This window comes from Micromonospora ureilytica, from assembly GCF_015751765.1.
GTDB lineage: Bacteria > Actinomycetota > Actinomycetes > Mycobacteriales > Micromonosporaceae > Micromonospora > Micromonospora ureilytica.
The window spans coordinates 950,462-974,889 of record NZ_JADOTX010000001.1; the positions used below are offsets into that span (position 1 = coordinate 950,462).

The window sequence follows — 24,428 nt, forward strand, 5'->3', positions numbered from 1 at the left end:
CCGGCAGCGACGAGGCGTGTTCAATGCCCCCGCTCGGTTGGGTGCGACCGAGGGAACGCCGGGTCCAGCACGTCGGCAAACTCCAGATGAGCACTGACGAATGCCGCCGCGAACGGACACGTCGCACGCGCCATCGACATCAGGGGCGCCACGCCGGATCCGCCGCCGATCAGCAACGCCGGGCGCGGGTCGGCGCGGGTCGCGGCGACGGTCGCCGGCTGCCAGGTCAGTCTTCCAGGTACCGCTGCTCGCGCCATGGGTCACCGTCGTTGTGGTAGCCGGCCGTCTCCCAGAACCCGGGCTCGTCGTCGAGACGCAGCTCCAGAGCGCGCAGCCATTTCGCGCTCTTCCAGAAGTACAGGTGAGGAACGAGGAGACGAGCTGGGCCGCCGTGCACAGGAGCCAGCGGCTCGCCGTCAAACTCGTACGCCACCCAGGCCTGGCCGTCGAGAAGGCCCTCGAGCGGGATGTTCGTGGTGTAGCCGCCGTAGGAGTGGGCGACCACGTACTCGGCAGCAGTCTCGACGTCGGCCAGCAACGTGTCCACGGAGACGCCTCGCCAGCTCGTGCCGAACTTCGACCAGCGCGTGACGCAATGGATGTCCACGGTCGGTTCGTCGGCAGGAAGGGCGGTGAACTCCGCCCATGACCACGTGCTCCGCTCACCGGTCTCGGTGACGACGGCGAGCTCCCACTCGTCGAGGTCGATGCGTGGTGTCGGTCCCGCCGACAGCACCGGGAAGTCGTCCGTGCGGTACTGGCCGGGTGGGAGATCGGTGTCGTCGCGTCTGCGGCCACCGAAGCCGCGGTTGATCACTGCCATGCGTCGCGCCCCGAGTTGTGGCTGCACGGCCGCACTCTGGCGTAAGGTAACTGGACCATAACGTCCAGACTAAGCTGACGCGGTGGCTGTCGGCAACCTCGCTGGCCATCAGTAGGGGCGTCCAAGGAATCACAGCAACCTTGGGTGGTCGTGGTCAGAGCCTCCCCGGCGATCCTTTCCGGGGAGGCTCTGACAACTGCTCGCGAACTGGCTGGCTAGCTCAGAGGCGCGGGTCCTGCTGGACCTTCAGGGCGTTGAGGATCGGGTCGCTCTCGCCGTTGTCGCGGCGAAGCTCGACCTTCAGATCGCCACCGGCGTGCTCGACGGTGACGGTGTTCACGTCCGCGGTCAGCGCACCCACCTTCGCCTGCACGTCGTGGTCGTAGAGCACGACCTTGCCGCCGACCAGCACATCGAAGGTACGTTTGCCGGCCTTGACCTTCTCGATCTCCGCGAAGTCGAGGGCGATCCGGTACGTCCCGGCGGGAGCGTTCTTGAACACGTAGCTGAACGTCTTACCGGTCCGCTGGGTGCGGAACAGCGCGTCGTCCTCGGTACCGGCGATGTTGGCCTTGGTGACATGAGCCTTGCCGCCGACGTAGCCCCACTGCCGCGAGCCGAGCGCCTGGTCGGGCGCCCAGAAGAAGCCGTCGGCATCGACGTACCCCGACCCGCCCACGTCGACGCCCTTCCAGTACGCGGACGTCGCCAGGCGTACCGGCTTGAGCTGGGTCTCGCCCTTGCCGGCGTTCGACGACACGAGCACGTCTCCGACGAGCACGCCGGGCTCGATGCCGGCGTTGTCGGCCGTCACCGTCACCGTGGTGGACGTGCCGGCCGCGAGCGTGACCGTGCCGGTTGCGGCCGCACCCGCGAGGGCCAGCCAGGAAAGGTCGGCGGCCTCGTGCCCACCGTCGCTGGTGCGCCTCTGCTCGCTGACCCGCACGTCGAGCGGGGCGGAACCGGTGTTGGTGACCGTCACGTCGGCCGTCGCCTTCTGGCCCTTGTCGAGGAGCCAGTCGAGGTCACCTGCGGCGACGGTGGCGATGCCCGTGGTCAACGCCGTGTCGACGGTCTCGGCCTGATCCTTCTTGGCGATCGTCACGGGGTGGCTGGCGGTGGCGTAGTTCGGCGTGTCGACCTGCACGGTGTTCTCGCCGACCAGCGCCTGGGACTTCCACCGGCCCTTCGCGTCGGTCGTGATGACCCGCTCACCGGCCGGCCCCTTGAGCGTGACGATCGCGCCCTCGATCGGCTTGCCGTCGTTCGCGTCGGTGACCGTCCCCTCGATCGTGCCCGCGGCCGGGAGGGTGTACTCCAGTCCCAGACCGGCCTTGAGGACGGGCTGGTTGAAGGAGTACTGGCTCGCGGGGTTGCGGTCCAGGCTCTCCAGGCCCACCGTCGCCGACGACCCTCGGGTGAGGGGGTTGTCGCCGCCGACGCCGTCGCCGTACCCGATCTGGACCCGTCCGTCCGCGATCAGGGTGACCGAGAAGCTCACCCGAGCCGTCCGGTCGCTGTAGAACGCGACGCTGCGCCACTCGACCACCTGCGCCGCCAGCCCGTCGACCTCGGTCGTGCCGAAGTAGATGCCCGCCTCGTCGTCGACGATGAGGTCGTCCCAGAGCGGATAGATCGCGTCGATCGGGTACGACGACGGCAGTGCCGTGTTGTTCCCCGACGTGCTGGCGCGGTCGAAGGTCAGCGTGCCGTTCGTGGTGACGCACACCCCGTCCCAGGCCGTGTCGTAGAACGGTTGCAGGAAGCTGGAGTCGAACCACAGCGGGCCGCACAGGTCATCGCCGTGCCACCCGGACTCCTGCGTGCCCTGTCGGTAGAGCCCGTCGGTCACCTTCATCGAGTACGAGCGACCGGCGGGGGCCACCGGCACGGGTCCCGGCTCCGGCTGCTCGGGCTCCGGCTCCGGCTCCGCGGTGTCTGCGCGTGGGTCGAGCGTCACCCGCAGCGCGGCAATGCTCGGGGCCTTCAGTCCCTTCGAGCCCCGCAGTTCCACGGTCAGCGGACCGCCCTCGTGCTTCACGACGGCGGTACGCCAGTCGGCGGCGTTCGGCCCCGCGACCGCGGCCGGGTCGTACGCGTACTCCGCCAGCGAACCGTCCACGACGACGTCGAACACCCGCTTACCCTTTGCCACGTTCTCGATCTCGGCGAACCCGAGATCGATCGCGTAGGTGCCCTTGGGCGCGTCCGGGAAGCGGTAGAACAGCTGCTTGTCCGGCGTTGTGCGCTGCGACTGGAACAGGGTGTCGTCAGTCGTACCGGCGATCGCGGCTGTCGTGGCGGTGACCTTCGTCTTCCCCTCGTAGCCCCACGCCTTCTTGCCGGCGGCCTGGTCGGCGAGCCAGGTGAAGCCGGAGCCGTCGGTGAACTTCGCGCCGCCGGCGTTGACGCCGACCTGGTACTTCGTGGTCGTGAGCGTCACCGGGACGTAGCTCTTGGACTGACGTCCGGAGTCGGACCGCACCACGATGTTCGCGCCGAGGACTCCGGGCTTGGCGCCCTTCGAGGAGACCGAGACCTTCACGGTCGTCGACTGACCCGGGGCGAGGGTGCCACCGTTCGAGGAGAGCGACAGCCACGGCAGGTCGGTGAGCAGGTCATCCTCGACGTCGACAAGCACGACGTCGTCGGCGACCTGGTCCACAGCCCACAGCCCACCGGTCGAGTCGGTCTCCAGACCGCCGCCCTGGCCCGCCTTCTGACCCGGGAACCACCACGCGTTCACCAACGAGCAGTCGTCGGGGTCGACCTGCAGCAGGCGGGTGGGCCGGTTCGAGGTGAGGTCGGTGTACCAGATGGTGTCGGACGCCTGGTTGTAGGCCAGGCCCATCACCTCGGGCAGCGGCGGGGCGCAGAAGGACAGCAGCGCACCCGGGTTGTCGTGCGACGTCCCGGCGACGGTGCCGATCATGCCGTTCCGCCGGCCGCCGACGTAGAACACGTCCTCGGTCGGGTTGTAGGCGAGTCCGGTCAGCTGCAGCGTGGACCAGTCACCCTTGATCTGCCGGGTCTCCTTCCCGGTCTGCCGGTCGAAGCAGTGGATGAAGCTGGCGGGGCTGTCCTCCATCTGGCACATGTCACCGGTCTTGGTGTCGAGCGCCATGTCGAACGCCCGGTACGCGGGGTTCCACGACGCGTCGAAAACCTTCCCGGTCGGCTTGCCCGTCACTGTGTAGGCGGTGTTGGTCCGCGCGTTGTAGTCGTGGACCCAGACGTCACCGTCGTACCCGACGCCGGAGGGCTCCTTGTCCTCGATCTTACCGGGGATGGCGATCCGGGTGATGACGTCACCGCCGGAGGTGGCGCCGACCTTGCCGGCCGCCTGTGCCTCCGCTGCTGTCGCCGTCGCGGTCCTGCCGTCGACGTTCGACGGCTTCATGCCGCTCGCACCGTTCTTCCACGCGGTGAGATCGATCGAGCTGGCCGCGCCCTTCGCGGTGCGCCCGGTGGTGCCGGCGGCGTCGAGTTCGGGGTGCCGCGCGGCCTCGCCCAGGTTGTACGTGAGTGGGGCGGAACCGTTGTTGGTAAGCGTCAGCGAGCCCACGCCGTTCTGGTCGGTCCCCAACAGCGCCTGAAGGCCGTCGGCCTTGAGGTCGGCGACACCCGTGGTCAGGCGTGCGTCGATCTTCGCCTGCGCGTAGAGCTTGTCGAGGGAGAACGGGTACGACACGGTCGTGTAGTTCGGCGCGTCGACAGTCATCGTGTAGTCGCCCACCGGAAGCTGGCGATGAACGACGCCTGTCCCGTTGGTGGTGACCGTCTCGACCAGCCCGTTCTTGTTGCTGAAGGAGACCTTGGCCCCGGCGACCGGCAGCCCGTCGTTCTGGTCGACGACTGTCGCGTCGAGGTACCCGAAGTCAGGCATGTCGTAGGTGACGATCATCCCGTCGCGCAGCACCGGGGCGTGGTCGGAGAACCGGATGCCGTCGACGCCGGCCCAGCCCTGGATGCCGGTAACGGCGTGCGCGCCGGCGGTCACCGGGTCGTCGGTCCCGACGCCGTCGCCGTACCCGAAGATCATCGTGCCCGAGCGGGTGAGCGTGGCCGAGAAGTTGACCGGCTCCGTGTACTCCGTCCGGGTTGGATACGCCCAGAGCTTGGCGTTGCGGTACTCGACGACGAAGGCGTCCTCACCGTTGACCTTGGTGGCCGCCGTGAAGATGCCGCCACCGGGAGCGAACTCGACGGGGGTCTCGACGTAGAGCGGGAAGATGCCCGCACCGCCATAGCCGGGTCCGGTGGAGCCGTCCGGGGCGATCACGCCGCGCAGGCCGACGCCGAGGGTGTCGTGGCTGCCGTTGTAGAGCGCGATCGGGAACGGCAGTTTGACAGTCGCCCACACGCCACTGCCGAACGTGACCGGGTCGGTGCCGCGCAGGTATTCGCCCTCGGAGACGGCGCAGCTGTAGCCGCCCTTGTCGACGACGAGCCCGACGGGGATCTCACGTGACTCGTTCTGCGCGCCGACGGTCAGCGCGACGGTCGTGGGCGAGAAGCAGGCGTTGGGCTTGACGTTCAGCGTGTACCCGCCCTCGGGTACGGCGCTGATCGTGAACGCGCCGTTGGCATCGGTGCGTACCGGCTTCAGCGGCGTGTCCTTGACGGAGACGTCGGCGTTCGGGACGGGGCGCTTCTTGTCATCGACGACCCTGCCACTGATGTCGTGCCGCGCGGCGGCCGTGAGCGGCAGCTTGACGGAGGTGTCCTGGCCGAGGGAGATCGTCACGTTGGCGGTCGCGGTCAGGTAGCCGAAGACCTTGGTGCTGAGCTGGTAGTCGCCGACTGGGAGGTTCGTGGTGAACTTGCCGTCCTTGTCGGTTCCGATCGACCGGCTGAACGGTCCGCTGATCGTCACCTCGGCAGCGGGGACCGGGGCGCCGTCGGCGGTGACGACACCGGTGAGGGTGCCGCCCTCGCGGGGCGCGAGCTCGAGCAGCCGGAGGAGGTCGAGCCGACCCTCGCCGTACTTGTTGTTGACCTCGGCGGTGCCGCCGCACTCGGTGTCGTCGACGTCGACGGCCGACTCGGCGAGCAGGCGGCGGGTTTCGTCGACCTGCCCGATGAGAGTCGGGTCGTAGCTCCACAGTGCCGCGACCGCGCCGGCGACGTGGGGTGCGGCCATCGAGGTGCCGGACATCTCGACGTAGCTGTTGCCCGGGTACGACGAACGGACGCCGTCGCCCGGAGCGGAGATCTCGGGCTTGATCCGGCCACCTTCACCCTCGCCCTTGCGGGAGAACAACGAGAGCGTGCCGTCCGGCCGGTAGGCGCCGACGGAGTAGGCACTCTCGGCGGAGCCGGGCGAGGAGACGGTGTCGCAGGCGGCGTACGGAGTGGTGTTGCCCGATGACCAGACGCTGAAGATGCCCGCGGCGCTCCAGGCCTCGTCGATGGCCTGGAAGAAGTCGTCGAAGCTGTGCTCGATGGTCTGGCCCCATGAGTTGTTGACCACCTGGGGGCGCTTGGACGGGTCAGGGTTGTTCCCCTGGACGTCGGTCGGGGCGAGCAGCCACCAGCCGGACCGGAGCAGCGACTCGACGCCGGTGCTGTCGCAGCAGCCGTTCGTCGCGATCCACTGCGCGTCCGGGGCGACGCCGACGTGGTCGGTGCCGTCCTCGCCGACCATGGTGCCCATGGTGTGCGTGCCGTGTCCGTTGTCGTCGCACGGTGCGCCCGTGCACGTGCCCCGGGTGGCCATCCAGTTGTAGTTGTGGTCGATGGTGCCGTCGGGCTTCACGCCGCGATACTGGTGAATCAGGGCGGGGTGGTCGAACTGGACGCCCGAGTCGAGGTTGGACACCGTGATGCCCGCACCGGTGGCGCCCATGGCCCAGGCCTCGGGAGCGTGGATGGCGTCCAGACCCCACGTGGAGGTGCCTGCCTCGGCGGTGGCCTTCGGGGCAGTGGGGCGGGCAGCCTGGTCGGTGGGGATCTTCTCGTCCACAGGATCGACCAGCGCGACCTGCGGCGTCGCGTGGATCTCGGCAACCTGCACCCTCGACGCCACATTGAGGGCGAGCTTCTCGGTGCCACCCTTGACGAGCACGGCGTTGGCGATCGGGTAGGAGGTGTATTTGACGCCCGCCCGGTCGAGGTCGGTGGAGACGGATGCCAGGGAATCCTTCGCCGCCGCGGTCAGCGCGTCGTAGACGAAATGACCACGAGCGGTCCAATCGGCGAGCTTCTTCGCCGGCCCGAGGTCGGCAGTGGTCTCGAACGTGATCCAGAAGTCGGAAGCCGGAGACGTGCGGAAGCGGTCCTTCAGGCTCGACGCGATCTTGTTGGCGGGGGTGCCGGGATCCGGCTCAGCGGCAGACGCTGGTGGAGCCTGGATCATGCTCAGGCCGACCGCTGCGGCGAGCGAAGCCGCGAGGGCTTTGAGTCTCATGAGAATCCTTCGACCTACAGGGGTTGGTAGGGGTCGTGGTTCTTGTGGTCGTCGCCACCGTCAACGTCATGGGCGTCGGGGGCGCTGACGCGCGGCTCACGGGGCAGCTCGGGTGGTGGCGGGCGCTCGATGGCGGCGTCATCACCCGCGACTTCTCGCTCAGGCATGCATTGCCCAACGGCTATGAATCATGGAGTCATGCTCGGCGGGACGAGTGACAGTCGCTATCCAGCGGATACGTCAATCTTCACGACGCGTCGTGCAGGGAGTCCTCTTCGGCGAACACTCCGGCCTCCACTGCCTTGACCGCGAGCGCGGTCCGGGAGCTCACCTTCAACTTGCGCATCGCGGCACGCAACTGCTGATCCACTGTGGCCGGCGACTTGGCCAGGATCCGGCTGATCTCCCGGTTCGTCTTGCCGGCGACAACCAGTTGGACCACGTCGAGCTCGCGAGGTGAGAGCTGGTCGCCGTACCCGCGTCGGCCGCCGCGCCACAGTCGCGGAACCTCGGCGCCGTGTTCGCGAAGCCGATGTGCGACGCGGTCCGCATCGCCACGGGCTCCAAGCCTGAACAGCTGCTCGTACTGTGCCGCCAGCAGCTCTCGGCCCCGTTCGATCTGGCCCTGCGCGATGAGCGCCTCGGCTTGATGCTCGCGGGCGAGCATGGCGTCGTAGGGGCGCGGCAACGCGCTCCAGGCGCGCGCCGCCCGATCGTATGCCGTCGCCGCGCGGGCGTGGTCTCCGGCTGCGGCGAGCAGCAGGGCACGGCACACGGTGAGCGCGGCGCGAGGCGCAGGCGCCGTACGGCCACGCAGTCCTCTGGCGAACTGGTCGCCCAGGCGTGTCGCGGTCAACAGATCGCCCGCGGCGAGGTGCGCCTCGATCCGGGCGGGGACGAGGTCCGTCGCCCAGATCCAGATGCCTTTTCTCCGGACGGTGTCCATCGGCTCGTTAGTGATCTGCAGCGCCCGGCCGCTGTTTCCGTCCGTCAGCCACAGTCGGGCCAGCGCAGCGGCTGCCTCCATCGTGTCGTCGGCCGCGCCGAGACGGGCAGACTCCTCGAGGACCAGCCGGAACTGTTCCTCCGCGGCGCGCCGCCGTCCGGCTGCGGCTGCCAGCCGGGCAGCGAGGCGAATGCTGCCGAGGTAGTGCGCCGGCCGGTCCCGGTCGGCATCGGCGAGTGCCGCGCTCCGCTCCGCGAGACCCTCCCACCGGCCGGTGAGCCATGCCAGGTTGGCCTGTTCGAGTCGCACGTTGTGGTGCAACCGGGACGCCTGCTCGGCCTCGGCGAGGCGCATGGCCACGGCGAGGTGTTCCTCCGCGTCGGCGTACCGACCCCAGATCAGTGCGCCGGTCCCGACGTTTGCGTGGATGCGGGCCACGTCGAGACGCTCTGCCGCGGTCGCGCCGTCGATGGGCAGGTCGGCGACGACGTCCCAGGCCTCCTCTTCGCCGAGCATGAGCAACGCCGCGGCTCGGTTGCCGGCCAGGTTCAGCCGCTCCGCGGGAGATTCGAATTCGGCGGTGAGTTCGGCGGCGCGATCCAGCCAACGCCGATGGGTCGACGCCGGCCACGGTCCCGCATAGGCCCAGCCAAGGTAGGTCATTGCCCGAGCCGCCTCGACCGGGTCATGGTCGAGGCTGGCAACCGCCTGCTCCAGCTCGGTGAGTGCTGCCTGCGCCTCACCACCGGTGATCAGGAGTCGACCCAGGGGATTGCGGATATCGGCCTGCTGGCGGGCGGAGAGACCGGGGGTCTCCAGCACCGAGCGCAGGGTACGGATCACGCGGTGGTAGACCTCGTCGACCTGTTCACGACGGCCCAGTGCGGCAACTCCGGCGATCCGCGCGACCCGTGCCCGATCCACCGGCGCCAGCACGGCCCACGTCAACAGATCGACAAGCAGATCGACGGCCTTGGTGTGGTCGCCCGAGGCCATGGCCAGCTCGGCACTCTGCTCGGCGTACCGCGCCCAGGACTGCGTTTCGCCCGCCTCACGGAAGTGGTGGGCAAGGCGTGCCACGGGCGGCGGTTGGATGGGCTCCAAGGCCCGGCCGGCCAACAGGTGGAAGTGTCTGCGGTCGGTCAACGGGATCGCTTCGTAGACGGCCGTGGCGGCCAGCACATGTCGGAATCGCCACCGGCTGCGGTCGTCTCCGTCCAGGACACCGGCGGCGGCTGCCTCCGCGACAGCGCCTCGGCACGCGGCTGGTGACAGACCGGCGGCCATCGCGATCGTGGCCACCGATGACGGCTCAGCCAACGTAGCCGCGGCTCGTAACACCTGCTGCGCCGTCGGCGAAAGACGGCCCACCCGCTCCCGGGTGGAGTCACGCACCGTTGGCGGTACCTGTAGTTCGCGCAGTTTCAGCCGGACCCACTGCCCGTCGCGGAAGACGAGGTCGGCACGGTCGCACAGGAGGCGTACCGACTCCTCCACGGCCAGCGGAACCCCACCGGTCCGCTCGTGCATGAACGTCGTGAACTCCTGTGATATCGGGTTGCCGTCCAGCATCGAGGACACCAGCGCTGCCGTGTCGTCGGGTCGCATGGGCGCCAGCGCGATCCTCAGCTGGGTCACTCCAGCAGGCAACCGGGACGTCAGCCGCAGCAACAGCGATCCGTCGTCGACCTCCTCCGGCCGATAGGAGATCACGAGGCTGGGCCCGTGCGACTGCTGTCGGGAGGTGACGAACAGCAGGAACTCCAAGGTCACCTCGTCGGCCCAGTGAGCGTCCTCGAGCACGAGAACGTCGACACGCAGAGCCCGCAGCAGCTCGTCCAGGGCGCGGAACAGGCGATGCCGTGCCGCCTTCGCATCGTCCAGGGGCGGCAGTGCGGGCGGCAGGTCCGAGGTCCATTCCGGGAACAGGGGCCGTAACGCGCCCGCAAGCTCGGTGAGCTGCAATCGCGACACCGGACGGTCGATCCCACGGAAGGCGTCGACGATCGGCCCCAACGTCAGCGACTCGCGAAGCGGTGGGCACACGGACACCAGGGCAGTGCGCTGGTCCGGCGCGGCCAGCCACTCTCGCAGCAGTCGGCTCTTCCCGATCCCCGCTTCGCCCTCTATCAGCACGATCGCCGGTGGCCGGGCCAAGGCGCCCCGAAGCGCCGCCATCTCCCGATCACGGCCAACGAAGTGCGGCGTAGAAACGGTCGGTGAAGTCCCGTCGTCCTCGGGTGAGGGGTCGAGCATGCGTGATGATCTCGCTTTTCGCTGCTCGGGCACAAGTGCCAGCGCGGCGGGTATCAAGGGTTGTTTGCAGATCTCCTGGCCGAAGAGGTCGCCACTTGGTACCTGGGTACCACCGGCAGTCCGGAAGTGTCGACTGCGGTACCACGATCCCGGCGCTGCCCGAAATTAGCGTCGTGGGCATGATTCAAGTACGCGAAGTTACCAAGCGATACGGTGCGAAAACGGTCGTCGACCGTCTGTCGTTCACCGCGAAGCCCGGACAGGTCACCGGCTTCCTCGGCCCCAACGGCGCCGGCAAGTCGACGACCATGCGGATGATCGTCGGCCTCGACGCGCCAACCTCGGGCGACGTGCTGGTCAACGGCAAGCCGTACGCGTCGTCGAAGGCGCCACTGCGCGAGATCGGCGTGCTGCTCGAGGCCAAGGCCGCGCACCCCGGCCGGACGGCGGTCAGCCACCTACTGACCCTGGCCCGTACGCATGGCATCCCGCGTTCGCGCGTCGATGAGGTGCTCGGCCTGGCCGGCCTCTCGGCCGTCGCCCACAAGCGGGTCGGCGCGTTCTCTCTCGGCATGGGCCAACGGCTCGGCATCGCCGCCGCGCTGCTCGGTGACCCGGCCGTGGTGATGCTCGACGAGCCGGTCAACGGCCTCGACCCCGAGGGGGTCCTCTGGGTGCGCAAGCTGCTCACCGGCCTGGCCGCCGAGGGCCGCACCGTGATGTTGTCCTCGCACCTGATGAGCGAGGTCTCGCTGATCGCGGACCACCTGGTCATCGTGGGCCGGGGCAGGCTGCTGGCCGATACCACCGTGGCCGACTTCGTGACCGCCGAGGGCGTCCGGGTCGTCACTCCCGCCCCCGACGCGCTGCGCACGACGATTGCCGGCCCGGGTATCACGGTCACCTCGACCGGTGCCGAGGAACTGCTCGTCGCCGGCACCTCCGCCCGCGTGATCGGGCTGGCCGCGGCCGCTCGCGGCATTCCACTGTTCGAGCTCACCCCGCAGAACGCCTCGCTCGAAGAGGCGTTCATGGACCTGACCCGCGACGCTGTCGAATACGAGGCCTCCCGATGAAGATCACCGCTGGTGGCGTCGTTGCCGCCGAATGGACCAAGTTCTCCTCGCTGCGCTCCACCTGGATCACGACCGGCATCTCCGTCTTCCTCCTGGTCGCCTTCGGCATGATCGCCTCGGCCTCCTTCTCGGGTGAGGGCCTGACCTCGGTCGATCTGGCCCTGTCCGGCAGCGTCCTGGCCGCCCTGTCCGTGGGCGTGCTCGGCGCGCTGTTGGGTGCCGGCGAATACACCACAGGCATGATCCGGGCGACTCTCGCCGCGGTGCCGCGCCGGTTGCCGGTGCTGTGGTCGAAGAGCCTTGTGGCGGGGTCGGCCGCCTTCGTCACGATGACCGCCGGCGCGTTCGCCGCTTTCGCGGCGGGGTCGGCCGTGCTCAACGACAAGCTCGGTGCTGTGGGCCTCGGCGACGACGGTGTGTTGCGGGCCCTGCTCGGCGCCGGCCTCTATCTCGGTCTGGTAGCGGTGCTCGGCGTCGCACTCGGCATCCTCGTCCGCTCCAGCGCCGGCGCCATCGCGATCCTGGCCGCCCTGCTGCTGATCGTGCCCGGTCTGGCCGCGCTGCTGCCGGAGTCGATCTCCGAGGCCATCACCCCGTACCTGCCCAGCAACGCCGGCGGCGCCGTGATGATGCTGACTCCGGCGGACGGCGCCCTGGCGCCATGGGCCGGCCTCGCGGTCTTCGCCGGGTACGTGATCGCGACGCTCGCCGCGGCGGCGTACCGGCTCAAGACGAGCGACGCGTAGGCGCGTAAGGGGAGAATCGGCTGATGAGCACGCAGGGGTGGTTGGTGGACCGGCAGGCGCGGTTGCGTGCCTTCGACCGGCGCCACCCGTGGGTCATGGACACCCTGGTGGCCGTTCCGATCGTGCTCTTCAGCATCCCCAACATCATCGAGAAGCCACTGTCGGCGACCATCGCGACCCTGGCCCTGCTACCGCCGCTCTACTGGCGGCGGCGGTACCCGTTCCTTGCGTTCCTGGTCACCGCGACCATCGAGTTGATCGAGGGACTGCTGGACGTCGGCGTCGGCGCCGGGGTGATCCTGCTCGTGATGCTGTTCGGGGTGGCCTCCCGAGGTTCGTGGCGGGCGCTGGCCTGGTCCGCCGGGATCACCATCGCGCTGCTTGTTGCCGAGATCTACGTGCTCAACCCGGTGATCGAGAATCGCATCATCACGCTGTTTCTGGTGATCGGCACGTCGGGGGCCGCAGTCGCGTCCGGCGTCGCGGTGCGCACCCGCCGGGCGTACCTCATCGCCCTCGAGGACCGCGCCGCCCGCCTGGAAGTCGAGCGGGATCAGCGGGCTCGCCTCGCCGTCGCCGAGGAGCGAGCCCGGGTGGCCCGCGAAATGCACGACATCGTCGGCCATCACGTCTCGGTGATCGTGGGCCTGGCCGACGGCGGCGCCGCGCTTGCGACCTCGCGGGCCGAGCAGACCGCCGAACCGCTGCGGTTGATCGGTGACACCGGCCGGCAGGCGCTGTCCGAGCTGCGCCGGGTGCTGGGCGTGCTGCGCGAGGAGGCCACCGATCCGCAGCTGAGCCCCCAGCCCGGCATCGACGATCTCGACCGGCTGCTGCCGAGCGTACGGGCGGCCGGGCTGCCGGTCACCTACTCCACCTCGGGCGAGCTGCACACCCTCGGCAAGGGCGTGCAGCTCGCGGTCTACCGCATCGTTCAGGAAGCGCTCACCAACACCCTCAAACACGCGGGAGGCGGCGCGGCCGCGGACGTCACTCTCGCTGTCGCCGAAGGTGTGGTACGGGTACAGGTACGCGACAACGGCCTCGGCGGACCGGCGGCCCCGAGCCACGGCCTGCTCGGTATGCAGGAACGCGCTTCCATGTACGGCGGGGTGGCGACCGCCGGCCCGGCCGAGCGGGGCTGGCTCGTCGACGTCATCCTCAAGGAGCCCTCATGACCACCGTGCTGCTCGTGGACGACCAGCAGTTGCAACGCATGGGTTTCAAGATGCTGCTCGATGGCACCCCCGAGATGACAGTGGTTGGTGAAGCCTCGGGCGGCGCTGAGGCGGTGCGGATGGTGGAACAGACCCGCCCCGACGTGGTGTTGATGGACGTGCGCATGCCCGGCATGGACGGCATAGAGGCCACCCGCCGGATCACCGCGGCCGGCTCGCGCAGCCGCGTACTCATGCTGACCACCTTCGATCTGGACGAATACGTCTACGCCGGACTGCGAGCCGGAGCGAGCGGCTTCCTGCTCAAAGACGCCCGGCCCGAGGAGTTGATCGCCGGCATCCGCGCCGTCGCGAGCGGAGACTCGGTGGTGGCCCCCAGCCTGACCCGCAACCTGATGAACGCCTACCTGCAACATCCGACGCCGACCACACATGCCGATCCCCGCCTGAGCGTCCTGAGCGAGCGGGAGCGAGAGGTTCTCGAAGCAATCGGCCAGGGAGCCACCAACACCGAGATCGCCGAGCGCTTCACCCTCACCGAATCCACAGTGAAGAAGCATGTCGGGCGTGTCCTCGCCAAGATCGGAGCGCGAGACCGAATCCAGGCCGTGATCTTCGCGTACGACAACGGCCTGGTCCAACCACGGGCCTGAGCACCCACTGTCACAGCTCGGCGTCAGGTCGGATCCGGCTCCTTCCCACCGGCGCCTGCCCGCGCCGCTTGCTCAGCGGAGGCGGCCGGCGAGGTCACGCACCGTCTCGTCGAACGCCCGATCGGCTTCGCAAGGGCTGTGTCCTTTGATCGGTGGTGGAAAGATGTCGCCGGCCGGAGCTGTGACGCCGTTCGGGTCGCGAAGCCGTCGGTCCACCGTCGCCTGTTGGTCGGGTGCGGCGGGTGCCCCGTCGGGTCGTTGCGGCGGAAATACGCGGCCGCCGATGGGGTCGGTGTCTCGCCACAGGTTCACCCACCGCCAGTCGACCCGGTCGGCGATCTCGTGAATCACCTCGTCGTTGACGTAGGCGGGAAAGAGTCGGGCGTACAACCGTCGAAGGGGCGAGCCGTGGGTCAGCAACGCGACCCGTTCGGCGACCCGTGGCGGCAGTTGGAGCACCGTCGCGGCGAGCAGGACGGAGCCGTGGCTGTGCCCGGTGAGCACCACCGTGTTGCCGGAGTCGACGAGGTGGGTGATCCGGCAGGTCAGTTCGGGAACGGCCCGTTCGGCGTAGCAGGGTGGCGCGAACGGGTGCGCGGCTCTGGGCCAGAACGTGCCCAGGTCCCACAGCACGCCCACGTACCGGCGAAATCCAGGGGTGCGGTAGGCGAAGATCCCGCCGATGACGAGGCCGACGATGATGGCGGCGATCAGGTAGCTGCCGACACCGATGCCGAAGTCGACGAAGCTGGCCGGCAGCCCCACGTACCGCTGGATCAGTTCGCCCGGTGGCGTCGGCAGCAGGCCGAGCGCGACCATCGTCATGCCGATTCCGGCAAGGCAGGCGTAGAGCACCGCGAGCGGCACCAGTCTCTCGGTGAACCGGGCGTGGGCGATGGCCTTGCGCACCTGCCGCAGCCGTGGCGTGGCATCGGCCGGCGCGTCCGGGAAGTCACGAGCAAGGATTGCCGACGCGGCACGGATCCGTCCCGGTCGTGACGCCAGCGAATCGATGCCAGCGACGACAAGTGTCACCAGCACCGCCAGCGTGAAGCCGAGGATCACCCAGATGCAGGCGCGCGGAGGGCTGGTGATCAGCGCCTCCGCGGTCGGTGCGCCCCGGTTCAGGACGTCGGACACCCGGTAGGCCAGTTCGGCGGAGAACGTCAGTGCCAGACTGATCGCCGCGACGGAGGCCGCCAGGGCGCCGAACCCGAGCGAGGGCGCGGCGTCCGACTGTCGGTCCCGGTGCCAGAACAACACCGCACCCAGGGCAGCCAGCAGCACCGCCTGACCGATGAACAGACCGACGACTGTCAGGTTGTAGCCGGGCAGCCCGTTGCGCTCCGGCCAGGAGGCGGAACTGGTCAGAACGTGGATCCAGACCAGCACGGTCAGGCCGAGGGTGACCGCGCGCAGCGCGCTGACCAACCGGTCGAGCCGTCCTTCGGTGGGCGCGGTCAGGGGTGGAGTGCAGAGCAGAACCGCACAGGTGACCAGCAGAAGTCCGGCAACTGTCGTCAGCGCTACGGTGCCGATCGACAAGCCCTGTGCGGCCCGAGCACCGAGCAGGCTGAGGTCCAGCGTGGCGAACGCCGCCGCGACGTGAATCGAGCGCATTCGACCGACCAGCGGCTCGTTGTCCCACCGGCCGACGGCGGTGAGCCGGTGCGCCGCAAGAGGCTGGTCGGCCGCGCGGAACACGTGGAAGGGGAGTGCCGGCCGCGCGCTGAGCCCCCACACCAGGCTGATGGCCGCAACTGGCGCAAGCGCGAGCACCGCCAGGCGCAGTCCGGCCGGACGGCCCCCGAGCCAGGAGAGCCAACTGCGTCCGGCCAGGCACTCGGGCGAGGACATGCACTTCCACGCGATCACATCCAGCGCGATGCCCACCATGCTCAGCACGTACATCCCGGTCAGGGTGAGCGCCAACAACCGGCACAGGGCCTTGATCACCGGGTCGGAGCCGGCTCCGGCCGGACGCATCCAGATGGCGAGGTTGATCAGCATGAACGGCAACAGGATCACCATCGCCAGCGTTCGCAGCGCGTTGCCCGCGGGCAGGTTGTTCCAGCGGTAGGCCTCCAGCGTCACTCCATCGGTCTCGCCGCCCTCGTGGTTTCCCGGCCGGACTCGGTAGAAGCCGCCCCGGTGGTCACCTGCCACCTGCTGCACATCCGGCCGATCCAGCAGGTCCTCCGGCCCAATGGCGGACACCCCGTGCACCCGCAACTGCACGACGCCGTCAGGCCCAGCGCGCCCGGCCGCCTCTCGCTGATCCATCCGGTACCGGCCCCCCGGCGTGTACGCGGCTCACACCGACCCGCTCGGCTGATCCGACGGCGCCAGCGTGGCGCAGCGGGCGTACCCCAAGAAGGGAGAAACAACCGTGAGCTGCGGGTGGTGGGTGGGCCCGCGAAGGTTGTCTGGTCCGGGGGCATTCTTCGGGTATCGACTCGACGATCTGCCCGGCGTGGTACCAATACCCGGATAGGCGAAGCCGGCAGAGATGGGCAGCCCATGTCGACAAGGGCAGCAGCGCTACTTCGAAAGCCGGGGCAACCGCAGCGACCCAGCCTTCTGGAACTCTTCTTCGACCTGGTGTTCGTCTTTGCTCTCAATCGGGTCTCACAGCGGCTGGTCGAGGAGCTCACCGAGCGGCGGATCGTTTTCGTCGAGGCGGGGGAGACGCTGCTGTTGCTGCTGGCCTTCATGGTGCTGTGGTTCGTCACGGCGTGGGTCACCGACCTCTACGATCCGCAGAGGCCCCAACTGCAGTTGCTGGTCTACACGGCCATGCTCGGCGCGCTGGTGATGGCGGTCGCCGTGCCGCAAGCATTCGGTGACAGAGGTCTGGCCTTTGCCGGCGCGTACGTCGCCGTCCACATCATTCGTGGGCTGATCATCGTGCCGATCCTGCGCGGCCACGAAGCGCAGCGCCGAGCGGCTGGGGTGTTCTTCTGGTTCAGCTTGTCAGCCGTGCCGTGGATCGCCGGAGCGGTCGTGACGGATCTGGCCCGCGGGCTGTTGTGGACGCTCGCGATCGCCATCGACTGCGCGGCACTGCTGCTGTTCTATCCCGCGCCGTGGTCCCGCCCCACCCAACAGCAGTGGCCCGTTCTGGCCGAATATCTGTCCGAGCGCTACCGACAATTCTTCATCATCGCCCTCGGTGAACTGATTCTGACGACCGGCTCGGCCTACAGCGACACTTCCTTTCGGCACGTTGGCCCCGCGACTGCCTTCGCTGTCGCATTCGTCACCACGGTGCTGCTGTTTCGCGTCTACCTCTTCCGGGCGGGCCAACTGTTGCCCGAGGCGATCAGAGCCGCTGCTGAGCCCCCGCACCTCATCCGGGAGGCTTTCCTCGCGCACGTACTCATGGTCGTGGGGATCGTCGCCGTCGCCGTCGGGTACGAAATCGTGATCGTACATCCGTTCGGGCACACCAACACGGCGTGGATTGTCGTCGTCCTCGGCGGACCAATGCTGTTCCTGATCGGGCGGGCCCTGGTGGAACATGCCGTATTCGACCGGGTGTCCCACTCTCGGGTCATCGGCGCTCTGACGCTCGCCGGCGCCTCGCCGTTCATGATCCTTCTGCCGCCGCTGGCCGTGGCCGTCACCGCCGTCGTGGTCCTCGGCGGCATCGCCGCTTCCGACGCCGTCCATGCCAGGGGAAAACCGCCCGAACGGCCGCACCCGCCCAATTCCTAGCTTCGAGGAAGCACGGTGATGGCCACGATGGCGCTGTTGACGACGGTGGCCGTCACGGTGCGGGTCACGGCTGCCGCCGCGGCGTCGGCACCCCAGTCGCCCCGTTCGAGTTCCTTGGCTCGCTTGATCACCTCTGACGTCCACGGGATCTCGTTGTGGAACTGCGGGAGCGTCCCGCTCGCCGAGAGCAGCGCCGCGAGCGCGGCGACACGGGCTTGTGGCTCCGCGCCGTCCACGAGGACCCGCCGAACGTCGGCGAGCAGGCGGGACCGTCGTTCGGTTCTGCCGTCCCGCAGGGCCGTCGTCCGGAACAGGCCGAGCACCTTACGGGGCTCCTGAACGATGTCGCCTCGCGCGATGAGCCGCTCCAACACCGGCTTGCGCAGGGCGGGACCGACCGCGGCCAGCGCCGTCTGCACCCCCCGCGGTTTCTCCGCGAGGTAGTCCCACGCCGGGCGTAGAAGGCCATCCGACGGTGGGTGACCCGCCACGCTTTTGAGCCGCCCCCGGTCCGCCGTGGTCAGGTGATCGCCGAGGGCGAGGTCCGCGAGAACGGCTCCGCCGAGGACGTAGAAGAGGGTGCCCTCTCCCGCGATGGTCCCGGACCTGGGTTGGAACAGCAGCAGTAGGAGATCTTCCACCAGGGTCGGGGCGTCCGACCGGGGTTCGATGGTCATCGGCGGGGCTCCCAGCGGAAGAGTCGAGTGGCGAGGGCGACGGCGATGACGACCCAGCCGAGCGTGGGCGCGAGCAGGAGCAGGGAGTCGGTTACGGCGACGCCGCCGTTCCAGGCGTTCATGGTCAGTTCGGTGGCCGCGCCGCCGGGCAGCAGCCGCTTGAGCCAGGCGAGGTTCTCGGTGCCGGAGATGCCCACCCAGGTGGTCACGGCGATCACCCCGAGTGTGACGGGCAGGGTGGTGACCTGGGCGTGTTCGGGGGAGTTCGTCAGCCCGGCGGTGGCCAGCGCGAGGCCGATCAGCATGGCCAGGGCCGCGATGGTCGCCACCACGAGCAGGGCGACGTTCGCCGGTCCGCCGGCGACCACGGCCAGGGCGGTCAGGATCGCGGTCACCTGCACCACGGCGAGCACGACCACGGGCAGCAGCAGGCCGGCGAGGATGCTCGTGTCGCTTGCGGCGGTGGAGCGCAGCCGCTTGAGGAAGAGATTCTGCCGCCGGGAGGCCAGGGTGGTGACGGCGGTGGCGTAGAGCCCGAACGCGGCGATCGTGAACATGACGATCGCGGCGATGTAGCCGAGGCTCCCGATGTCCGCGAAGGTCTCGTGCTGACGGACGAAGTACGCGCTGACGACTACCGGGATGATGAGGCTGGTGATCAGCACCAGTCGGTTGCGGAAGAGTTGGATCAGTTCGCTAGACGCGATGGACAACACGGTGAGGCTCCTCGCGGAAGATCGAATCAACTGTTGATGGCGCGGAAGACGTCGTCGAGCCGGGTCGGCCCTGCCGCCAGGTCTCGCAGCTCCACGGCGTGGTCCTGTGCCCAGCCGAGCAGGAGGTGCAGGTCCTTCTGCAGCTCGAAGGTCTCGACCATGACCTTCCCGTCCGCGTCGACGGCGGCCCGCACCGGCAGCGTCGGCGCCGATGCCGGGAGGGAGAAGCGGATGACCGCGGGCAGGGTGCGGGTCAGCTCGGAGACGGTGCCCTCCCGGTGGAAGGCGCCCTCGTGCATCAGCCCGATCCGGTCCGCGCGCTGTTGTGCCTCCTCCAGGTAGTGGGTGGTGAGCACGATGGTCGCGCCGTTCTCCCGGAGCCGGTCCACCGTCGCCCAGACGGCATCGCGGGACTGAATGTCGAGGCCGGTGGTCGGCTCGTCCAGGAAGATCAGTTCCGGGGTGCCGTAGACCGCTGTGGCGAAGTCCAGCCGTCGCTTCTCCCCGCCGGACAGCTGCGACACCTTGCGGCCGGCCCGGCCGGTGAGGTCGACCAGGTCGAGCACCCGGCCGACGTCGTCGGTGCGTCGGGTGAGCCGACCGACCAGACCGACGGACTCACGGACGGTGAGGTCCGGGGAGAATCCACTCTCCTGGAGCATGACGCCCATTCGGGGACGTACCGCCCGCCGGTCGTCGGGGCCGTGCCCGAAGACGCGTACGGTGCCCGAGGTTGGCTTCCGGTGTCCCTCGACAACCTCCAGGGTCGAGGTCTTCCCGGCCCCGTTGGTGCCCAGCAGTGCGTAGAGCTCCCCGGGCCGTACCTCGAAGGAGAGGTCCTTCACGGCGTGGAAGTCGCCGTAGGTGAGGTTCAGCCGTTCGACTTCGATGACGGGTGTGGTGGACATGCACCCATGACAGCGCGGGCGCGGCCGACCCGTCAGTGGCACCACGTCATCACCGCATGTGACGTGGTGTCACTGGTCAGGCCCCCTGGCTGCCGGATACTGGGGTGGTGACCGCGAGATCGCCGCGCTTCACCGAGTCGACGCAGGGAAGGCTGCGCCGGCTCAACCTCGCCACGTCACTGCCGCCGGTGGTGTTCGCCGCTGTGGTCCTGCTCTGGACCGACGCGCGTACCTGGTGGCACATTGTCGTCCTGGCGCCGGGGGCCGTGGCGGCCGTGGTGGCCTTCGAACGGTGGACGGCCAACGACCTCGCCAGGGTCGCGCTGCCCTGCCTGGTCGTAGCGGCAGCGGTCTGGCCGCTCGGGGTCCTGGTGACCGGCAGCCCCAACGCCTACTGGGGTGTCTGCGCCGTAGGTTCGCTTTCCCTGCGCGAAGTGCGACGGCATCGAGCCCTGACAATGGCTGGGCTGTTCACCTATGTCGCCGCCGTCGGCGCGGCGCGGTTGCTGGTGCAGCGGGACGACATCGGTCACGTCCTGCTCACCTACGTCCTCATCCCGACCGTCCTCACCATCGTCGTGACGGTCTTCACAGTGGTGGGCGAGCGGTTCTACGACCTCATCCGGGAGCTCGAACAGACCCGGGAACGCGAGGCGGAGTTGGCCGTGGTCCGGGAGCGCGTGCGGTTCGCCAGCGACCTGCACGACATCCAGGGCCACACCCTGCACGTGGTCAAGCTGAAGATCGCCCTGGCCCAGCGACTGCTGCTCCGCGACACCACTCGGGCAGAGAAGGAGCTACGGGAGACGTACGCGCTGGTCAGCGACACCATCGCGCAGACCAAGGAACTCGCCTACGCGCAACGGCGCCTCAACCTGACCGCGGAGATCGAGAACGCGAAGAACCTGTTCGAGGCCGCCGGCATCCGGGTCCGGGTGACGCGGGAGGCCGAGGTCGATGCCCGCGCCAGCGAACTGCTCGGGCAGGTGCTGCGGGAAACGACCACCAACATCCTGCGGCACGCACAGGCCACCCACGTGCAGATCACGCTCAACGGGTCGGGCATCACCATCGTCAACGACGGGGTGACCGCCACCTCACCCCCGGAGTTGCGAGGGCTGGCGGCACTCCGGCAACGGGTGGCGGGCGACGGAGGTGAGCTGACCGTGGAACAGCAGCAGGGACGCTTTCGGACGGCGGCGACGTTCCCGGCCGTGCGTGCCGGCACGGAGCGGGGAGACCGCCGATGACCACCATCGTGCTCGCCGACGACGAGGCGCTGCTGCGTACGGCCCTGGCCGCGCTGCTGCCGATGGAGGGCGACATCACCGTCGTCGCCGAGGCGCAGGACGGCCAGACGGCGATCGCCGCCACCCTGCGGCACCGGCCCGATGTGCTGGTCATCGACCTGGAGATGCCGGGCGTGGACGGCCTGGGCGCGGTCGCCGAGATCCGCCGCGAGCGGCCGGAGCAGGTGATCCTCATGCTGACCCGGCACGCCCGCCCCGGCGTGCTGCGCAAGGCGCTGAAGCTCGGCGTCCAGGGCTTCGTCAGCAAGTCCGCCGAGCCGGCCCACATCACCTCGGTCATCGCCACCCTGCACGACGGAAAACGCTGGATCGACCCGGACGTGTCCGCGCTCGCCGTCACCGAGGACAACCCCCTCACCGACCGGGAAGCCGACGTCCTGCGGGTCACCGGCGAGGGCTACTCGGTCACCGACATCGCCGCTCGGCTCCACCTGGCCCCGGGCACCGTCCGCAACTACCTCTCCAACGCCATGCGCAAGACCCAGACCCGGACCCGCCACGAAGCGGCCCGCTACGCCCGCGAACACGACTGGCTGTAGAGGCGCTGACGAGCGGCGGATGCCCGATCGTGTCGGACCAGACCCAGGAATCCTTGTCGTTCCAGGGGACTACTGGATGATTTCGATGAGGCCGGTGAGGTCGGGAATCTCGTATTCGACGGGCGAATCGTCCGGCAGGGTATGCCCGCGGTGGTTGATCCACGCCGCCCGGATGCCGGCCGCGTGTGCCCCGTGCACGTCGGCGGTGGTCGAGTCGCCCACGTGCAGCACCTCGTCCGCACCCAGGTCCAGGGCGGCGAGCGCCCGGGCAAACATGGCCCGGTCCGGTTTGTAGGCGCGGACGTCCTCGCTGGTCACTACGGCGGTGAAGGCCAGGCCATGATGTGCCATAGCCGCGTCCAGGTCGGCGCGGTCGACGTCGGACACCACGCAGATGGGCACCGTGACCCGGGAGAGGAACTCCCGGGTACCTGGACGCAACGGCGGCGACTGCCAGTACGTGAACTGCGCCGTGCACAGGTTGGCCGCGTCACCGGGGCAGCCCACCTCAGCCATTACCGTGGCCAGGCTGCGCATCGCGCAGTCTCGTAGCGTCCGGAACTGCGGGCCGGCGGCGACCGCCTCGTACTGCCGCGCCCAGGCATCCATGACGTCGCCTCCAGAGACGGATGTCGAGGCGCCGGCGGCTACCTGTTCAGCTATCGCCTGCATGATCGCGTCGTCGTCTTCGACCACCGTGCCGTAGAAGTCCAGCAGCAGTCCCTTGATCACGTTCGCAGCGTAGTCGTCGCCGCAGCCGGAGGGGTTCGCGAGGTCAGTGGCTGCTGGTGGCGAGCCGGATCCCGAATCCGGTAATCACGGTCCCGGTGACGCGGTCCAACAGCCGGCGAGCCGTGGGACGTTGCAACACCGTGCGCAGCCGACGTGCCAGGACGACCAGCACGGCCGACCAGGCAGTGCCCAAAAGGATATGCACGCAGGCAAGGAGCACACCGAAGGCAAACGGGGAAGCGCCGGAGGGGATGAACTGTGGTAGGAGCGCGACGTAGAACACGCCCATCTTCGGGTTCAGCAGGTTTGTCAGTGCGCCGCGACGCCACCCTGGGTAGAAGCCGTCGCCGGCCGTCGCGGGCTCGTCGAGCGGTTGGTTCGATTTGTCTGGCCGACGGTGGCGGGTGGCCCACAGCATGCTCAGGCCCATCCCGATCAGATAGCAGGCGCCGGCCCATCGCAGCACCTCGTAGGCCAGGTGCGAAGCCGTCAGCAACACGGTGACACCAGCGGAGGTGAGCGCACCCCAGGCCAGGGTTCCAGTTTGGATGCCGAGAACGACTCCCCAGGCACGGCGGGTTTCTCCGACGGCTGCGGTGCGCAGGATGAGGGCGGTGTCCATCCCGGGAGTCATGGTGAGCAGCCCCACGACGATGACAAAAGACCACAGAGCGCTGAGGGCTGTCACGATGATCAACCTATCGTGGGTGGCTGTCGTGGTCAGGGTCGCAGGTGATCCAGAGCCTCGGCGTAAGCGTGACTGTTCAGTTCGCAGACGTGGCCTCTGACTGTGCTGCCCGGAGGAATGCCGCCACGTCTCGACAGCCTGACCAAGAATCTGCAGGCCATCGACGCGTACCTGGACGCCGGGGCCCAGAGGTAGCTCAGCCCAGGTCGTCGAGGCAGCAGCACTCGTGGCCGCGTCCCGCGGCGAATGCCTACAGCACCGCCTTGCGGAAGTGTCTGATCAACCAGACGGGGCCATGCTGCCCTCGTCGACCCCCGGCAACCGGCGCTGCCGCTTGCGAACGAAATGAGGCCCGAACCTCCCGGTCCGATCTCGCGGCACGTCGATGGGGAGTCACGACCTGACGTTGTTCCCGTCCAGCATCGCGAGGGCACCGGCGGTCGCGTTGTCGGCAGAGGACTGCCGTCCGGTGGCTCGCGCGACGACAAACGCGCCCTCGACGACGGCCAGGAGAGCGGCGGCGGTCTTCGCCGGATCCAACTTCGGCGATAGAGAGCCGTCGACCTGAGCTTCTCGAACGACGTTCTCGAGAAGGTCGGCCAGTTCGGTGAACGCGGCACCGAGTGCCTCCCGCAAGCCGGCTTCGGCAAGAACCCCTGCGTCGTACGCGAAACCGCCGATCTGGCATCCGCCGAGCGCGTCGCCGGCCGACGTCAGGAATGCGGCAAGGCGCTCCCGGCCCGTCGGCAGGCCTTCCATGGTGGCGCGCACGGAAGCGAGAAGATCCCGCCCGTTCTCCCGAACCACCTCTTGGCCGAGGTCGGGCTTCGTCGGGAAGTGGTGATAGAAGCTGCCCTGCCCGACACCGGAGTCGGCCATTACCTGCTTCGGGCTCGTCGTCGAGTATCCGTGATGCCAGAAGAGCTTCTTGGCCGAGTCGATGATCAGCCGCCTGTTGTCCATGACACAAGACTAGCAACCTCCATACCTGGAGGTAGGGTTGCCGCCATACCTAGAGGTATGTATGGTTCTTCTCGACCGACGTTCACCGAAG

At 68.8% G+C, this 24,428-nt stretch carries 18 protein-coding genes; 7 read left to right on the forward strand and 11 right to left on the reverse strand.

Going from position 1 to position 24,428, the window contains the following annotated elements; genetic code table 11:
• Positions 1–226: 226 nt before the first annotated feature.
• The 4 genes from IW248_RS04175 to IW248_RS04190 form a co-directional block, all read right to left on the reverse strand.
• Positions 227–823 (reverse strand): sulfite oxidase-like oxidoreductase, encoded by a 597-nt coding sequence (locus tag IW248_RS04175; protein ID WP_196925733.1) that lies wholly within the window; start codon positions 821–823, stop codon positions 227–229.
• A 220-nt stretch (positions 824–1,043) separates the two neighbouring features.
• Positions 1,044–7,232, reverse strand: a complete 6,189-nt coding sequence (locus IW248_RS04180) for a S8 family serine peptidase (RefSeq protein WP_196925734.1) — start codon at positions 7,230–7,232, stop codon at positions 1,044–1,046.
• 14 nt (positions 7,233–7,246) lie between these two features.
• Entirely contained in the window at positions 7,247–7,399 is a 153-nt protein-coding gene (locus IW248_RS04185; RefSeq protein WP_167493055.1) for a hypothetical protein, read from the reverse strand.
• Positions 7,400–7,479: 80 nt separating this feature from the next.
• Positions 7,480–10,434, reverse strand: coding sequence for an ATP-binding protein (locus tag IW248_RS04190; RefSeq protein ID WP_196925735.1), 2,955 nt, complete (start codon positions 10,432–10,434; stop codon positions 7,480–7,482).
• A gap of 179 nt (positions 10,435–10,613) precedes the next feature.
• Here IW248_RS04190 and IW248_RS04195 point away from each other — a divergent pair, with 179 nt between their 5' ends.
• Genes IW248_RS04195 through IW248_RS04210 form a run of 4 tightly spaced genes read left to right on the forward strand, consistent with a single transcriptional unit; the run spans position 10,614 to position 14,087 of the window.
• Positions 10,614–11,510 carry an ABC transporter ATP-binding protein gene (locus tag IW248_RS04195; RefSeq protein WP_196925736.1) on the forward strand — a complete coding sequence of 299 codons (897 nt, stop codon included), beginning with the start codon at positions 10,614–10,616 and terminating at the stop codon, positions 11,508–11,510.
• Complete coding sequence (locus IW248_RS04200; RefSeq protein WP_196925737.1) at positions 11,507–12,256, forward strand: ABC transporter permease; 750 nt, start codon at positions 11,507–11,509, stop codon at positions 12,254–12,256. The genes IW248_RS04195 and IW248_RS04200 overlap by 4 nt, the downstream gene beginning before the upstream one ends.
• A gap of 23 nt (positions 12,257–12,279) precedes the next feature.
• Positions 12,280–13,434: a sensor histidine kinase gene (locus IW248_RS04205; protein WP_196925738.1), complete on the forward strand. Its 1,155-nt coding sequence runs from the start codon at positions 12,280–12,282 to the stop codon at positions 13,432–13,434.
• Positions 13,431–14,087 carry a response regulator gene (locus IW248_RS04210; RefSeq protein ID WP_196925739.1) on the forward strand — a complete coding sequence of 219 codons (657 nt, stop codon included), beginning with the start codon at positions 13,431–13,433 and terminating at the stop codon, positions 14,085–14,087. The genes IW248_RS04205 and IW248_RS04210 overlap by 4 nt, the downstream gene beginning before the upstream one ends.
• A 72-nt stretch (positions 14,088–14,159) precedes the next feature.
• On the opposite strand, the gene IW248_RS04215 is transcribed toward IW248_RS04210, so the two are convergent.
• Positions 14,160–16,370, reverse strand: a complete 2,211-nt coding sequence (locus tag IW248_RS04215) for a hypothetical protein (protein ID WP_196925740.1) — start codon at positions 16,368–16,370, stop codon at positions 14,160–14,162.
• Positions 16,371–16,607: 237 nt separating this feature from the next.
• Between IW248_RS04215 and IW248_RS04220 the strand changes: the two genes are divergently transcribed.
• Positions 16,608–17,804, forward strand: a complete 1,197-nt coding sequence (locus IW248_RS04220) for a low temperature requirement protein A (protein WP_196925741.1) — start codon at positions 16,608–16,610, stop codon at positions 17,802–17,804.
• Here IW248_RS04220 and IW248_RS04225 read toward each other — a convergent pair.
• Genes IW248_RS04225 through IW248_RS04235 form a run of 3 tightly spaced genes read right to left on the reverse strand, consistent with a single transcriptional unit; the run spans position 17,801 to position 20,105 of the window.
• Complete coding sequence (locus tag IW248_RS04225) at positions 17,801–18,481, reverse strand: GOLPH3/VPS74 family protein (RefSeq protein ID WP_196925742.1); 681 nt, start codon at positions 18,479–18,481, stop codon at positions 17,801–17,803. The genes IW248_RS04220 and IW248_RS04225 overlap by 4 nt on opposite strands.
• The gene (locus tag IW248_RS04230) at positions 18,478–19,197 is read right to left on the reverse strand and encodes an ABC transporter permease (protein WP_196925743.1); all 720 of its coding nucleotides are present in this window, start codon (positions 19,195–19,197) and stop codon (positions 18,478–18,480) included. Before IW248_RS04230 ends, IW248_RS04225 begins: the two co-directional genes overlap by 4 nt.
• Positions 19,198–19,223: 26 nt before the next feature.
• Positions 19,224–20,105, reverse strand: a complete 882-nt coding sequence (locus IW248_RS04235) for an ABC transporter ATP-binding protein (RefSeq protein ID WP_196925744.1) — start codon at positions 20,103–20,105, stop codon at positions 19,224–19,226.
• Between the two features lie 107 nt (positions 20,106–20,212).
• On the opposite strand from IW248_RS04235, the gene IW248_RS04240 reads away from it, so the two are divergent.
• Both IW248_RS04240 and IW248_RS04245 read left to right on the forward strand, forming a co-directional pair.
• Entirely contained in the window at positions 20,213–21,355 is a 1,143-nt protein-coding gene (locus IW248_RS04240) for a sensor histidine kinase (protein ID WP_196925745.1), read from the forward strand.
• Complete coding sequence (locus IW248_RS04245; protein WP_124820797.1) at positions 21,352–21,954, forward strand: response regulator transcription factor; 603 nt, start codon at positions 21,352–21,354, stop codon at positions 21,952–21,954. Before IW248_RS04240 ends, IW248_RS04245 begins: the two co-directional genes overlap by 4 nt.
• Positions 21,955–22,023: 69 nt before the next feature.
• Here the strand turns inward: IW248_RS04245 and IW248_RS04250 are convergent, their stop codons facing one another.
• The 3 genes from IW248_RS04250 to IW248_RS04260 all read right to left on the reverse strand — a co-directional run bounded on the left by IW248_RS04250 (position 22,024) and on the right by IW248_RS04260 (position 24,337).
• Positions 22,024–22,686 (reverse strand): HAD family hydrolase, encoded by a 663-nt coding sequence (locus IW248_RS04250; protein ID WP_196925746.1) that lies wholly within the window; start codon positions 22,684–22,686, stop codon positions 22,024–22,026.
• Between the two features lie 43 nt (positions 22,687–22,729).
• Positions 22,730–23,374, reverse strand: a complete 645-nt coding sequence (locus IW248_RS04255) for a LysE family translocator (RefSeq protein ID WP_196925747.1) — start codon at positions 23,372–23,374, stop codon at positions 22,730–22,732.
• A gap of 393 nt (positions 23,375–23,767) precedes the next feature.
• Positions 23,768–24,337, reverse strand: coding sequence for a TetR/AcrR family transcriptional regulator (locus IW248_RS04260; RefSeq protein WP_196925748.1), 570 nt, complete (start codon positions 24,335–24,337; stop codon positions 23,768–23,770).
• Between the last annotated feature and the right edge of the window lie 91 nt (positions 24,338–24,428).